This window comes from Raineyella sp. W15-4, assembly GCF_033170155.1.
Classification (GTDB): Bacteria; Actinomycetota; Actinomycetes; order Propionibacteriales; family Propionibacteriaceae; genus Raineyella.
The window spans coordinates 1,233,481-1,247,100 of record NZ_CP137079.1; the positions used below are offsets into that span (position 1 = coordinate 1,233,481).

At 69.8% G+C, this 13,620-nt stretch carries 10 protein-coding genes; 5 read left to right on the forward strand and 5 right to left on the reverse strand.

The genetic code is table 11. The annotated features are described in order from the left end of the window. Window positions 1-78 precede the first annotated feature (78 nt). The 3 genes from R0145_RS05745 to ettA all read left to right on the forward strand — a co-directional run bounded on the left by R0145_RS05745 (window position 79) and on the right by ettA (window position 3,148). Window positions 79-666, forward strand: coding sequence for a single-stranded DNA-binding protein (locus R0145_RS05745; RefSeq protein WP_317839410.1), 588 nt, complete (start codon window positions 79-81; stop codon window positions 664-666). Between the two features lie 356 nt (window positions 667-1,022). Then, window positions 1,023-1,304 (forward strand): hypothetical protein, encoded by a 282-nt coding sequence (locus tag R0145_RS05750; protein ID WP_317839411.1) that lies wholly within the window; start codon window positions 1,023-1,025, stop codon window positions 1,302-1,304. A 161-nt stretch (window positions 1,305-1,465) separates the two neighbouring features. Continuing rightward, window positions 1,466-3,148 carry an energy-dependent translational throttle protein EttA gene (ettA, locus tag R0145_RS05755; RefSeq protein WP_317839412.1) on the forward strand — a complete coding sequence of 561 codons (1,683 nt, stop codon included), beginning with the start codon at window positions 1,466-1,468 and terminating at the stop codon, window positions 3,146-3,148. A 180-nt stretch (window positions 3,149-3,328) separates the two neighbouring features. On the opposite strand, the gene R0145_RS05760 is transcribed toward ettA, so the two are convergent. The 5 genes from R0145_RS05760 to R0145_RS05780 form a co-directional block, all read right to left on the reverse strand. Then, window positions 3,329-4,132 carry an IclR family transcriptional regulator gene (locus R0145_RS05760; RefSeq protein WP_317839413.1) on the reverse strand — a complete coding sequence of 268 codons (804 nt, stop codon included), beginning with the start codon at window positions 4,130-4,132 and terminating at the stop codon, window positions 3,329-3,331. 456 nt (window positions 4,133-4,588) lie between these two features. After that, window positions 4,589-5,641 (reverse strand): 4-hydroxy-2-oxovalerate aldolase, encoded by a 1,053-nt coding sequence (dmpG, locus tag R0145_RS05765; protein WP_317839414.1) that lies wholly within the window; start codon window positions 5,639-5,641, stop codon window positions 4,589-4,591. Next, complete coding sequence (locus tag R0145_RS05770) at window positions 5,638-6,579, reverse strand: acetaldehyde dehydrogenase (acetylating) (protein ID WP_317839415.1); 942 nt, start codon at window positions 6,577-6,579, stop codon at window positions 5,638-5,640. The genes dmpG and R0145_RS05770 overlap by 4 nt, the downstream gene beginning before the upstream one ends. A gap of 577 nt (window positions 6,580-7,156) precedes the next feature. Next, on the reverse strand, window positions 7,157-10,075 hold the full coding sequence (locus tag R0145_RS05775; RefSeq protein WP_317839416.1) for an FAD-binding and (Fe-S)-binding domain-containing protein: 2,919 nt from the start codon (window positions 10,073-10,075) through the stop codon (window positions 7,157-7,159). 114 nt (window positions 10,076-10,189) lie between these two features. Continuing rightward, window positions 10,190-10,687, reverse strand: a complete 498-nt coding sequence (locus R0145_RS05780) for a MarR family winged helix-turn-helix transcriptional regulator (protein ID WP_317839417.1) — start codon at window positions 10,685-10,687, stop codon at window positions 10,190-10,192. Between the two features lie 270 nt (window positions 10,688-10,957). Here R0145_RS05780 and R0145_RS05785 point away from each other — a divergent pair, with 270 nt between their 5' ends. Together R0145_RS05785 and R0145_RS05790 are read left to right on the forward strand one after the other, a co-directional pair. Then, window positions 10,958-11,497, forward strand: a complete 540-nt coding sequence (locus tag R0145_RS05785) for a YceI family protein (RefSeq protein ID WP_317839418.1) — start codon at window positions 10,958-10,960, stop codon at window positions 11,495-11,497. 250 nt (window positions 11,498-11,747) lie between these two features. After that, complete coding sequence (locus R0145_RS05790) at window positions 11,748-13,619, forward strand: long-chain fatty acid--CoA ligase (RefSeq protein WP_317839419.1); 1,872 nt, start codon at window positions 11,748-11,750, stop codon at window positions 13,617-13,619. Window position 13,620: the final 1 nt, after the last annotated feature.

Genomic DNA, 13,620 nt, shown 5'->3' on the forward strand with positions numbered 1-13,620 from the left:
GGCCGCCGTGACGCCCGTTCGTCCCACCCTGCGGGGGAGATCGCTCCCGAGCTGGGCAGACACGACCGGAGGAAGACCATGGACGCCATCATCACTCTCACCGGCAATCTGGGTGCCGACCCGCGGATCCGCTCTGTGGGTCCCGAGCAGCACCTGTTCACCGAGTTCTCCATCGCGAACACGCCACGGATCCAGCGCGACGGCCAGTGGCACGACGGCACGACGACGTGGTACCGGGTCAGCTGCTGGCGCCGCCTGGCCGAGAACGCCTTCCATTCCCTGCGCCGTGGGGACTCCGTCATCGTCCACGGCCGGGTGCGGACCCACGAGTGGGCGGACAAGGACGGGGTCGTGCAGACCCGCGACGAGATCGAGGCGCTGTCCATCGGCCCGGACCTGAACCGGGGCACCGTGGTGATCGTCCGGCGTCGCGCGGCGGCCTCCGCACCGACGGCGGAGCAGCCCGGGGTCGGGGCGATACCGTCCGAGGCCGAGGTGCCCGGCCGGGAGCAGTCGGACGACGACGAGGCACCCTTCGCCGTGGTGGAGCAGGCCCCGGTCGACGGCGAACAGCGCTCCGATGCCCCCGAGACGTACGCGACCGACCAGGGCGACGAGGACGCGACCGAGGCGGGCCTCGGCGCGTACGGGCAGGCGGTCGCGTGAGTCACTAGCCCGCCGCCCGAACGGCCAGGCTCTGCTCCATGGCGGCCATCGCTCAGGCCGAGGGTGGGCAGGCAAGACCGAGTTTCCGGCGAGCTGGACCAGGGCCGACATGGAGCGGGCGGCAGTGATTGCGTGGACTGACCCTGATGCGGTCTACGTTTCGGGTGACCGCAGGACAGTACGACGACTAGTGGACGGTGTTATCGTCGAAGTGTCGGCCTACGGCGCCGGGTACAAGGATTTCCGGGCGGTAGTCCCCAAGAATGGGGCTGGCATCATGATGAATCGCACGAAGGGCGGGGGCGCCGACCAGATGCCTCTGGAAATGGCGATCTTGAACGAGGAGGGATGGAACCATGTTGAGCGTTGAGCAGCAGGTCGATCGGCTTCTCGCGGATGTCGTCCCTCACCTGCCCGAGGGAGATCAATCCCTCATTCGCTCCGATCTCTTCGACGTTGACCCAGACATGGCACTAGACGATTGCATGCAGTTCACGCTGCTGGCAGGAATCCAGCTCCCTGCTGAACTCCTCGACAGTATCGAGGGCACCGTCCAGCACGCGTACGATCCTGAGCTTGTCGAGCGGACGCTCGGCTGGATCGATCAGCATCGGGAACGGAACCGCGCAGCGGCGTGAATCCCGCCCCTCGATGGTGGCTCGCGGGACCGGGTGGGCGAGGAATCGGCGATTGGGGCCTCTGCTTCGTCGCTGGCATACTGGCGGACGGCGTGCCCTCGCGCCGTGCCCGCCCTCCCGGACCCGGTCCGGGTCCGTACGTGAGAAAGCTGGAGTGATCCGTGGCTGAGTTCATCTGCACGATGCACAACGTCCGCAAGAAGCTGGGGGACAAGGTCGTCCTCGACAACGTCACGATGTCGTTCTTCCCCGACGCCAAGATCGGCGTGGTCGGCCCGAACGGCGCCGGCAAGTCGACGCTGCTGAAGCTGATGGCCGGGCTGCTCCAGCCCGACAACGGCGACGTGACGATCGCAAAGGGCGCCACCGTCGGGATCCTGCTGCAGGAGCCGCCGCTGACCGAGGGCAAGACCGTGCTGGAGAACATCCAGGAGGGCGTGGCCGAGATCAAGGGCAAGCTCGACCGGTTCAACGAGATCGGCATGGAGATGGCCGACCCGGACGCCGACTTCGACGCCCTGATGGCCGAGATGGGTGAGCTGCAGACCGCCCTCGACGCCGCGAACGCCTGGGACCTCGACTCCCAGCTCGAGCAGGCGATGGACGCCCTGCGTTGCCCGCCGGCGGACGCCGTCGTCGACGTTCTCTCCGGCGGGGAGCGACGCCGGGTCGCGATGTGCAAGCTGCTGCTCGAGCAGCCCGACCTGCTGCTGCTCGACGAGCCCACCAACCACCTCGACGCCGAATCGGTCGCCTGGCTCGAGAGCCACCTGAAGTCCTACCCGGGCGCGGTGCTGGCGGTCACCCACGACCGCTACTTCCTCGACAACGTCGCCAGCTGGATCTGCGAGGTCGACCGCGGTCAGCTGCATCCCTACGAGGGTAACTACTCCACGTACCTGGACACCAAGCGCAAGCGCCTCCAGATCGAGGGTCAGAAGGACGCCAAGCGCGCCAAGATCCTGGAGAAGGAGCTGGAGTGGGTGCGGTCCAGCCCGAAGGCCCGGCAGGCGAAGAACAAGGCACGTCTGGCCCGGTACGAGGAACTGGCCGCCGAGGCGGAACGCAACCGCAAGCTCGACACCTCCGAGATCAACATCCCGCCGGGCCCGCGCCTCGGTAACGATGTCCTCAAGGCCACCGATGTGCACAAGGCCTTCGACGACCGCGAACTGTTCGACGGCCTCGGCTTCGAGCTGCCGCGCGCCGGCATCGTCGGCGTGATCGGCCCGAACGGCGTCGGCAAGTCGACCCTGTTCAAGATGATCGTCGGTGAGGAGACACCGGACTCCGGCTCCCTGGAGCTCGGCAAGACGGTCTCCATCTCCTATGTCGACCAGAGCCGCGCCGGCATCGACGGCGAGAAGAACGTCTGGGAGGTGGTTTCGGACGGCCTCGACTTCATCAAGGTCGCGAACTTCGAGATGCCGTCCCGGGCGTACGTGGCCTCCTTCGGCTTCAAGGGCCCGGACCAGCAGAAGAAGTCCGGCATGCTCTCGGGTGGTGAGCGCAACCGCCTCAACCTGGCGCTCACCCTGAAGATGGGCGGCAACCTGCTGCTGCTCGACGAGCCGACCAACGACCTGGACGTCGAGACCCTGCAGTCGCTGGAGGACGCGCTGCTGGAGTTCCCTGGCTGCGCCGTCGTGATCTCCCACGACCGGTGGTTCCTCGACCGGGTCGCCACGCACATCCTCGCCTGGGAAGGGACCGAGGAGGACCCGGCCCAGTGGTTCTGGTTCCAGGGCAACTTCGAGGACTACGAGAAGAACAAGGTCGAGCGCCTCGGCGTCGAGGCCGCCCGGCCGCACCGCACCACCCACCGCCGGCTCACCCGCGGCTGATCGTCGCGGTCGCCGATCCTCGGTCGGTGACCTGTCAGGAGGGGCTCCGCACCGCCGGTGCGGAGCCCCTCCTGGTGTCTGCCGGCGAGGTGTCTGCCGGCGAGGTGTCTGCCGGCGAGGTGTGTGCAGGCAGGGCGGTCAGCCCTTGCCGGCGGGGGCCCCGCCCGGTGTCCTGGCGACTCAGGCCGTCTTCACCGTCGTCGCGGCCCGCTGCCGGCGGGCCCGCAGCTGGGCGGCATAGACCTTGGACGCCTCGAAGGAGATCTGGCGCAGCGGGGTGGCCCACCGGCGGGGATCGAACTTGCCGACCGGCCCGGAGATGCTCAGGCCGGCCACCGGGGTGTGGGTGGGCGACATCACCGGCGCGGCGACGCAGTTGAGCCCCCGGCGCACCTCCTCGAAGTCGAACGCGATGCCCTGCTCCTTGACCCGGGCCAGCTGCCGACGCAGCTTGTCCGGATCGGTGATGGTGTGCGGTGTGATCGCCGGCAGCTCGCTGCTGCACACCTGGTCGATCAGGACCGGGTCGTACGCCAGCATCGCCTTGCCGATGCCGGTGCAATAGGCCGGGACCCGCCCACCGATCCGCGACGGCGACGGCACCCGGTGGAAACCGTGCAGCTTGTTCAGGTACACCACGTCAGTGCCCTGCAGGACAGCCAGGTGCACCGTCTGCCGGGACTGCTCGTAGAGGATGGAGAGGAAGGGGGTGAGCACGTCACGCAGCATGTCGATCTCGGGCGCGGACTCGGGCGTCGGCAGGTCATGGATCATCGGTCCCAGCCGGTAGTTGCTGCCCGCACGCTCGACCGCACCGTTGCGCTCCAGGATGCCGAGCAGACGGAACGCGGTCGACTTGCTGAGCTCAGTGCGACGTGCCAGTTCGCTCACCCCGACGCCGGTCGTCACCTCGTCCCCGAAGGCCCGAAGCAGCGCCAATGCTTTGTCGACGGCAGTCCGGCTGTCGCGCTGGCCCGTTGTCATCCATCCACCTCCGGCCTTGCACCGTCGATGGTGCACTGAACAGGAACCAGTGCCGCAGGGCGGCACCGTGGGTCACACAATACCTGTCAGGATCGAGGTCCGATGACATCAGCCGCAGCCAGACCCCCGAAGCGGCACCGGACGGGTCCGGAAGCCGCGTAAATCCGCGCCATCACAGGGAATGAGACGTGCGCCACATTGTGTCCGGCGGCTGGACAAGGGGTCTACGCAATTTGTCGTACTACGTGACCCGGGGGATTTTGGCCCGGAGGGGGTCCCGGCGGGCGGGACGGGTACTTGCCGAGGGGGTCCGGGCCATGGCGGGAGGACCAGGAGCCACGACCGGCTCATTGTCAAGGGGGTAGATCCTCGAGTGCGGGGGCCACGGGGCAACGACGCAGGGGCGCCCCGGGTGGGAACCCCGGGACGCCCCTGGACGGTGCGCGTGAGTGCGGCTCAGGCCGCGGTGCCTCCGGCGGCCAGCGACACGGCGACGTCGATCAGCATGTCCTCCTGACCACCGACGTACCCGCGGCGGCCGGCCTCCTCCAGGATCTCCTGGACCGGGACGCCGTACCGCTCGGCGGCGCGCTCGGCGTGGAAGAGGAAGGAGTTGTAGACACCGACCTTGCCCTGGATGATCGACGCCCGGTCCATCATCGGCTGGCGGGGGATGATCGGGGCGGCCACGTCCTCGGCGGCCGCCAGGATCTTGATGGCGTCCACGTTGGTCTTGATGCCGAGACGCTCGAACGCCGCGGCCAGCACCTCGGTGGGGGAGTTGCCGGCACCGGCACCCAGGCCGCGCAGCGAACCGTCGATCCAGGTGGCACCCTCGGCGACCGCGTACACCGAGTTGGCGACGCCGAAGCTCATGTTCTGGTGCCCGTGGAAGCCGACCTCGGCCTCGTCGCCGAGCTCGTCCTTCAGGGCGCGGACCCGCTCGCCGACCTGGTCGAGGATCATCGCTCCGGCGGAGTCGACGACGTACACGCACTGGCAGCCGGCGTCGGCCATGATCCGGGCCTGCTTGGCCAGCTGGTCCGGCTCGATCATGTGCGACAGCATCAGGAAGCCGGCGGTCTCCAGGCCCATCTTCCGGGCTTCCTGGAAGTGCTGGATGGAGACGTCGGCCTCGGTGCAGTGGGTGGCGATCCGGATCACGTCGATGCCGCGTTCCTTGGCCTCGCGCAGCTCGTGCAGGGTCCCCAGACCGGGCAGCATCAGCGCGGCGATCTTGGCGTGCTTCGCCTCGCCCTTGGCGGCCTCGATCAGGTCCATCTCGTTGACCTTGGAGAAGCCGTAGTTGAAGGAGGAGCCGGCCAGCCCGTCGCCGTGGGTCACCTCGATGATGTCGACCCCGGCCTCGTCCAGGGCCCGGGTGACGTCCTTGACCTGCTCGAGGGTGAACTGGTGACGGACCGCGTGCGAGCCGTCGCGCAGCGTGGTGTCGATGATCCGCGCGGCGTAGGTCTTGTTGGGATCCAGCGTGTGCTTGGCGGAGCTCATGCCCGCACCCCTTCCTGGGTCTTGCCGGCCTCGATGCGCTCGGCGAGCAGGTCGCCCGTGCGGGTGGCGGCGGAGGTGATGATGTCGAGGTTGCCGGCGTACTCCGGCAGGTAGTCGGCGGCGCCGCGGACCTGGATCAGGCAGGTCACCCGGCCCCAGCCGTTCCACTCCGGGCGGGCGTGGTCGAACTGCGGTTCGGCGACGAGCTTGTAGCCCGGGACGTACGACTGGACGGTCTCCACCATCCGGGCGATGGAGTCCTTGACGGCATCCTGGGTGGTGCCGGGCTCGGCGGCCTCCGCCGGGAGCGAGCAGTAGACCGTGTTGCGCATCATCATCGGCGGCTCGACCGGGTTGAGGATGATGATCGCCTTGCCCTTCTTGGCGCCGCCGACCGCCTCGAGAGCCGCCGAGGTGGTCTCGGTGAACTCGTCGATGTTGGCTCGGGTGCCGGGACCGGCGGACTTCGAGGCGATCGAGGCGACGATCTCGGCGTAGTCGACCGGCACGACCCGCGAGACGGCGGCGACCATCGGCGTGGTCGCCTGACCGCCACAGGTGATCATGTTGACGTTCATCACGTCGGTCAGCGAGTCGAGGTTGACCGGCGGGCAGAGGAACGGGCCGACGGCGGCCGGGGTGAGGTCGATCGCATGGATCCCGGCCTCCTTGTAGGCCGGCGCCCAGGCCGCATGGGCCTTCGCGCTGGTCGCCTCGAAGACGAAGTCGGGCCGGTCGTCCTGGGCGAGCAGCCACTTGGCGCCCTCGGCCGAGGTCTGCAGGCCGACGCGCTTGGCACGCTTGAGGCCGTCCGACTCGGGATCGATGCCGATCATGTGGGTCGGCTGGATGTGCTCACTCTTGCGGAGCAGCTTGAACATCAGGTCCGTACCGATGTTGCCGGAACCGACGATGGCTGCGGTGTACTTCTTCGACACGAGATGGTCCTTCGGGTCAGGGGACAGGCGCCCTCGTCCGTCCTCCTGACGCCTGCCGAGGCGGCGTGCGCGGCAGCGTCCGCACCTCGACGTACGCTCCCGCGGGGCGTTCGGAGGCCGGCCTCGGGTGCTGCCCGTGCGGCCGGTGACGCGTGCGGTTCCACCACGGTAGGCCGCGTCCGACAGGCGTGCGCAGGGTTCGTGCCGGACCGTGAACCGGGTCACATTGGTCCGTCCGATCCACGCAACGACGCGGGACCCAGGGTCTGACCAAATGCTGGGCCGCCCCTGGGGGAATGTCGGGGGCCGCCAGCGTGGTCAGACCGCGCCTGAAGACTGGGGGTCCGCCTCGGGCGACCGGACGGCCACCCCGGGGCGGACCGTGGCCGGACGTGCCGTCGGAGCGCGGGCGGCGTCCCGCCGCCGATCCCGCGCCGGCCCGTCCGCCGTTCCGGACCAGGGAACGGCGGCGGCCGAAGTGCCGGCCCCCGGCACGGACGGTCCTGCGGATCCGACGGTGCCGCAGCCACCGGCACAGGCTGCCGGTCCCGCGTTGTCCGCGCCGGGTCTCCTGGTCTCAGTCCCGGGCGCCGCGGGCGAGCAGCTCGGCGAGGGTGACCGCCGTCCGGTCGGCCAGGTCCGCCACCTGGGTCCGGCAGGAGAAGCCGTCGGCGAGGATCACCGCGTCGGGACCGGCGGCCTCGATGGCGGGGAGCAGGTCGTGCTCGGCCACCGCGACCGAGACGTCGTAGTGGCCGGTGACCGACCCGAAGTTGCCGGCCAGCCCGCAGCAGCCGCCGAGCGTACGGAGCTCGGCCCCGGTCCGGGCCAGCAGCTCGGTGTCGGCGGCGTAGCCGATCACCGAGCTCTGGTGGCAGTGCGGTTGGGCCACGATCGTCGTGCCGGTCAGGTCGGGCACCCGGTAGTCGGGGGTGCGGGCGAGCAGCTCGGCCAGGGTGAGCACCCCGGCCATGTCCGGCGTCCGCGGGTCGTCCGGCAGCAGGTCACGGACGTCGCTGCGCCACACCGACGTGCAGGACGGTTCGATACCGATCACCGGGGTGCCGGCGGCCAGGATCGGGTGGATGACGTCCATCGCCCGGCGCATCCGCTTCCGGGCACCGTCGAGCTGGCCGGTGGAGATCCACGACAGGCCACAGCAGGCCTCCCGCCCCAGCAGCCGCGGGGCGTAGCCTGCGTCGAGGAGCACCTTGATCACCGAGGGCAGGCTTCCGCCGGCGAACACGTCGGTGAACGAGTCGGTCCAGATCACCACCTCGCCGTGTCGGGCCCGGCGCGGGTGCTGGACCTGCTCGAGATGCAGCAGTCGCCGGCCCGCCCGGGTGGCCCGGCCGGGGGAGAAGACCGGGATGTGGCGGCGCTGGTCGGCCCCGGCGGCCCACTTCGCCACCGCGGCGAGCGGCTTCAGGCCGAGCGCCGCGTTCGCGATCCGGTGCAGCCCCGGGATGCCCGTCACCAGCCGGCCCCACAGCGGCAGCAGTCCGATGAAGTAGTGGTCGCGCGGGCGGAGCCGGCCGGCGTAGTAGTGGTCGAGGAACTCGGCCTTGTACGCTGCCATGTCGATCCCGGTCGGGCAGTCCCGGCGGCAGCCCTTGCAGGAGAGGCACAGGTCGAGGGCCTCCAGCACCTCCACCGAGCGCCAGCCGTCGGCGATCAGCTCGCCGTTGACCATTTCCTCCAGGGCCCGGGACCGGCCGCGGGTGGAGTCCTTCTCGTTGCGGGTCGCCTGGTAGGAGGGGCACATCACGCCGCCCCCGGCGGTGGTGTCGGCGATGCACTTGCCGACCCCGGTGCACCGGTGGACCTCGTCGGAGAACTGCCGGTGGTCGCGCCGGAAGGCGGTCGGCCCGGCGGCGACCGCCCGGATGTCCGCCTCGACCGGTGCCGGATCCACCAGCACGCCGGGGTTGAGCAGGTTCTCCGGGTCGAAGATCCGCTTCACCTCGGCGAACAGCGCGATCGCGGCGGGAGAGTACATCTTCGGCAGCAGCGCGGAGCGGGCCCGGCCGTCGCCGTGTTCGCCGGACATCGAGCCGCCGTAGCGGGCCACCAGGTCGGCGGCCTCCTCGATGAACAGCTTGTACGCTCGGGCGCCGCCCGGCTCGGTCAGTGGCCAGTCGATCCGGCAGTGCACGCACCCGTCGCCGAAGTGCCCGTACGGCAGGCCCCGCAGGCCGTGGCGCCGGAGCAGGTCGTCGAGGTCACGCAGGTAGGCGCCCAGCCGGGCCGGCGGGACCGCGGAGTCCTCCCACCCGGCGTATGCCGGCTTGTCGAACGCGACCCCGGCCAGGCCGGCGCCATCGGCGCGGATCTTCCACAGCCTGGCCGCCAGGGCAGTGTCGTCGACGATCCCACCCCGGGCGGCCGGGTTTGCGGCCAGGGCGGCGTCGACCAGTGCCTGGCCGCGCCGACGCACCTCGGCCGCGTCCTCGCCGACCAGCTCGACGAAGACCCAGCCGTCGCCGCCGGGCAGCTCCGGCACCGCCGCCGGGCCCTGCCGCTCGGCCACCACGTCAACGATCCGGCGGTCCAGGCCCTCGATCGCCACCGGCCGGTGCTCCAGCAGCAGCGGGGTGGCGTCGGCGGCCTCCGGCATCGACGGGTAGCCGAGAGCGACGGTGACCTTGTCCGGGGCATCGCCGACCAGGCGGACCAGGGCCCGGGTCACCATCCCGAGGGTCCCCTCGGTGCCGGCGAAGAACGACGCCACGTCGAAGCCGTTCTCCGGCAGCAGGTGCTCCAGCGAGTAGCCCGAGACCTGGCGGGAGAAATGGCCGAACTCGGTGCGGATGGTGGCGAGGTTCGCCTCGACCAGCGCCTTGAGCGCAGTCAGGGTGGGGGAGTCGGCCACCGGCGTCGCGGTCGGGTCGTCGGCCCGGCCGAGCACCAGCTTCTCGCCGGTGCCGGTCACCACCTCCAAGGAGACGATGTTGTCGGCGGTCCGCCCGTAGCCCAGGGCGCGGGGCCCGCAGGCGTTGTTGCCGATCATGCCGCCGATCGTGCACCGGGTGCTGGTGGAGGGGTCGGGGCCGAACCGCAGGCCGTGCGGGGCGGCGGCCCGCTGCAACCAGTCCTGGACCACGCCCGGCTCGACCACAGCGGTACGGGTGGCCGGGTCGACCTCGACGATCCGGGTCAGGTGTCTGAGGGTGTCGACGACGATCCCCTCGCCGACGGCGTTGCCGGCGCAGGAGGTGCCGGCGCCGCGGGCGGTGACCGTGACGCCCGCCGCCCGTGCGGCGGCGAGCACCTGCTCCAACTCCTCGGTGCTGCGGGGGCGTACGACGCCCGTCGGCACGAGCCGGTAGATCGACCCGTCGGAGGAGTAGAGGCCGCGGGTCAGTGTGCTGGTGTCGTAACGGTCCGCGATCCGGGCCCGGTCCAAGCCCTCGGCGAAACGGTCGGCCGGAGAGCCGCCCGGTGCCGCGGGGCGGTCGGTGGGGCGGGGACGGGACAGCACGGACGGCAGGCGCATGGCTTCATTTTGCCGTACGGACCTGCCGGGCCGATCGGCCGCCTCGATCGGTGGCATCCGGGTGGTGACGCGGTGGTGGCCCGGCCGCCGGATCCGCCGGGCCGATCGGGGTGGTCAGGCCTGCTTGCCCCGGCCCTGGGCGATGTCCGGGACGGCGAGGACGGCGGCGAAGACGCGGCCGAGGGCCTCGTAGTCCTCCGGTGTGGCGGCGTCGACCAGGGCGGTGCGGACGGATTCCACATGACACGGCGCGGCCACCACCAGCAGGTCGTAGCCGGTCGTGGTGAGCTGTGCCCACACCCCGCGCCGGTCGCTCGGGCAGGCCAGCCGCTCGATCAGACCGCCCTTCTCCATCCGGCTGACGGTGTGGGTCAGCCGGGAGCGGGACTGATGGACGGCGTCGGCGAGATCCGACATCCGCAGCCGGTGCTCGTCGGCCTCGGAGAGCGAGACGAGGATCTCGTACTCGGCCAGGGACAGGTCGAACGGGCGCAGCGCCCGGTCGAGGTATTCGTCGAGGTGGTGGACACCGCGCAGGTACGTACGCCAGATCTGCTGCTGATCCTCATCCAGCCACCGGGGTGGACAGTCGGTCTTGGGCACTGCGGTCATGAATCCATGTTACGCGATACGTTGATGTTTCAATAGTTGCCACCCCACCCAGGCAGGCCGTGCGGGATGTGGGAATGCTCACGACCGCGGTCGGAGCACCCCGGTGGGAACCGTTCGCGTGTCAAAGTGAGGCCGTTGGATGTGATCCAGAAGACATCACCGCAATGTTGACACTTCAATAGTTGCCGACTAGCGTCCACCGCGTTGAAGGTTCAACGGCATGGACCGGCAACGGTAGTGACCAGGCTTCTCACCCTCGAAGGATTCCCCATGACTGAGCTCGTTCCCGGCACCTGGACCATCGATCCCGCCCACTCCGAGGTGGCGTTCACCATCCGTCACATGATGAGCAAGGTGCGCGGCCACTTCGGTGACGTCAGCGGGGCGATCGTCACCGGCTCCGCCGACCCGAAGGACGCCAGCGTCCGGGCCGAGGTCGCTGTCGCCTCGATCAACACCAACCAGGCCCAGCGTGATGAGCACATCCGCACCTCCGAGATCCTCGGCGCCGACCAGTTCCCGACCTTCTCCTTCACCTCGACTTCCGTCGAGGGTGAGGGTGAGGACTACAAGATCAACGGCGACCTGACCATCAAGGACGTCACCAAGCCGATCACCTTCGACGCCACCTTCAACGGTGCGGTCGATCCCGATGCCTTCGGCCTGTTCCGGATGGGCGCCGAGGGCACCGCCGTGATCAACAAGAAGGACTTCGGCATCGAGTTCAACATCCCGCTGCAGGGCGACGCCGTCATGCTCGGTGACAAGGTCACCATCACCGTCTCCCTCGAGGCCACCCTCAACCGCTGAGCCCTTCCCGGCCCCCCTGCGGGGCCCGGGATGCCGCCGGACCATCGGTCCGGACTCTCCAAACGAACCCACGGTCCGCTTGTGGCACCCCCACAAATCGGTGGCTGCCCCGGCGGCGGACCGGGCGCACCGGCCCGGGCGTACGACACGGACGATAGGCTGAACAGGCCCGTCCGGTCAGTGCTGCCCGGGCTGGTCCGCGTTTCGGCGCGGTCCCCTCCGCCCGTACCGCCCATCGTCAAGGAGAGAGATGCCCGACCTGGCCGACTCTGTGCTGGAGCAGTTGGCTCCGCCGTCCGCAGCCTTCCTGGCCCGCCGTGAGGATTCGGTGGGCAAGATGTTCCTGGCGGCGGTCGAGGAGTTCGGGGCCCGCCCCGCCTACCTCTACCGTGGCGCCGATGACGCGTGGGCCACGATGAGCTGGACCGAGGCGCACCACCGGGTGTTCGATCTCGCCGCCGGCCTGCTCGCCCTCGGTCTGCAGCTCGAGGACCGGGTGGCGATCGCTTCCAGTACCCGGATCGAGTGGATCCTGATCGACCTGGCGATCATGTGCGCCGGTGGCGCGACCACCACGGTCTACCCCAACACCCACGACCACGACGTCGCGCACATCCTCGGTGACTCCGGCTCGCGGATCGTCTTCGCCGAGAACGCGGACCAGGTCGAGAAGATCCGGCTGCACCGCGACACCCTGGATGCGATCGTCAAGGTGGTCGTCCTCGATCCCGAGGGCCTCGACCACGTCGACGACGGCGGCAAGGTGATCTCCTGGTCCGCGTTCCGTACCCTCGGCGAGGCCTGGCTGACCGACCACCCCGGCTGTGTCGACGCGACCATCGCCGCGACGAACGCCGGCACACTGTCGACCCTGATCTACACCTCCGGCACCACCGGCCGGCCGAAGGGCGTCCGCTTGTCGCACCGGTCCTGGACCCACGAGGGCTACCGGGTCGGCCAGGACATGGGGATCCTGCAGCCCGACGAGATCCACTTCCTGTGGCTGCCGCTGTCGCACGTCTTCGGCAAGTGCCTGATCTCGATCCAGCTCGGCAGCGGGTTGGTGCACGCGGTCGAGGGGGACATCTCCCGGATCGTCGAAGGGCTCGGCCAGGTGCGGCCGACGATCATGGCCGGCGCCCCGCGGATCTTCGAGAAGGTCCGCAACGCGGTGATCCTGAAGAACCGCGGCGTCATCTCCAGGATCCCACGCTGGGCCTTCTCCGTCGGGCAGCGGGCCCTGCCGTACCTGACCACCCGCCGGCCGCTGCCGCGCGGGCTGGCGATCCGCTACGCGATCGCCCACCGGCTGGTGTTCTCCAAGCTGCACGCGACGATGGGCGGGCGGGTGCGCTGGTTCGTGTCCGGCTCGGCGAAGCTCAACCCGCAGGTGCAGAACTGGTTCTGGGCCGCCGGGATCCCGCTGATCGAGGGCTACGGGATGACCGAGACCGCCGCGATCACCTTCCTCGACATCCCGAACGACCCCGACCTGGGCACCGTCGGCGGTCCGATCCCGGGCAACGAGGTGCGGATCGCCGAGGACGGCGAGATCCTGGTCAAGAGCCCGGCCCTGGCCGTCGGCTACCACAATCTCCCCGAGGAGACCGCCGCCGCATACACCGCCGACGGCTGGTTCGCCACCGGCGACATCGGCGAGCTCGACGCGCGCGGCCGGCTGCGGATCACCGACCGCAAGAAGGACCTGATCAAGACCTCCGGCGGCAAGTTCGTCGCGCCGCAGAAGGTCGAGGGGGCGATCGTCAACAACAACCCGTACGTCTCCCAGGTGTTCGTCCAGGGCGAGGGCCGCAAGTACATCTCGGCGCTGATCACCCTGGACGAGGACGCGATCCTGAAGTGGGCCCAGCGGCACAACATCGAGGGGCTGTCGTACGCGGAGCTCAGTCAGAACGCCGAGGTCCGCGGCATGATCGACCACTACATGGCGAAGGCCAACGCCCGCCTGGAGCGGTGGGAGACGGTGAAGCGCTACGAGATCCTGGACCGGGAACTGTCGGTCGCCGACGGGGAGGTGACCCCGAGTCTCAAGGTCCGGCGCTCCGCCGTGGCCAAGGCCTTCGCCGACAAGCTCGACACCCTCTACGACCCCGAGGACTGAC

Bases quoted from the DNA above. Each gene is read 5' to 3' on its own strand.
- R0145_RS05750 (WP_317839411.1), top strand. From the start codon at position 1,023: ATGTTGAGCGTTGAGCAGCAGGTCGATCGGCTTCTCGCGGATGTCGTC.
- R0145_RS05745 (WP_317839410.1), top strand. From the start codon at position 79: ATGGACGCCATCATCACTCTCACCGGCAATCTGGGTGCCGACCCGCGG.
- dmpG (WP_317839414.1), bottom strand. From the start codon at position 5,641: ATGAGCTCCGCCAAGCACACGCTGGATCCCAACAAGACCTACGCCGCG.
- R0145_RS05790 (WP_317839419.1), top strand. From the start codon at position 11,748: ATGCCCGACCTGGCCGACTCTGTGCTGGAGCAGTTGGCTCCGCCGTCC.
- R0145_RS05760 (WP_317839413.1), bottom strand. From the start codon at position 4,132: ATGACAACGGGCCAGCGCGACAGCCGGACTGCCGTCGACAAAGCATTG.
- R0145_RS05780 (WP_317839417.1), bottom strand. From the start codon at position 10,687: ATGACCGCAGTGCCCAAGACCGACTGTCCACCCCGGTGGCTGGATGAG.
- R0145_RS05785 (WP_317839418.1), top strand. From the start codon at position 10,958: ATGACTGAGCTCGTTCCCGGCACCTGGACCATCGATCCCGCCCACTCC.
- R0145_RS05775 (WP_317839416.1), bottom strand. From the start codon at position 10,075: ATGCGCCTGCCGTCCGTGCTGTCCCGTCCCCGCCCCACCGACCGCCCC.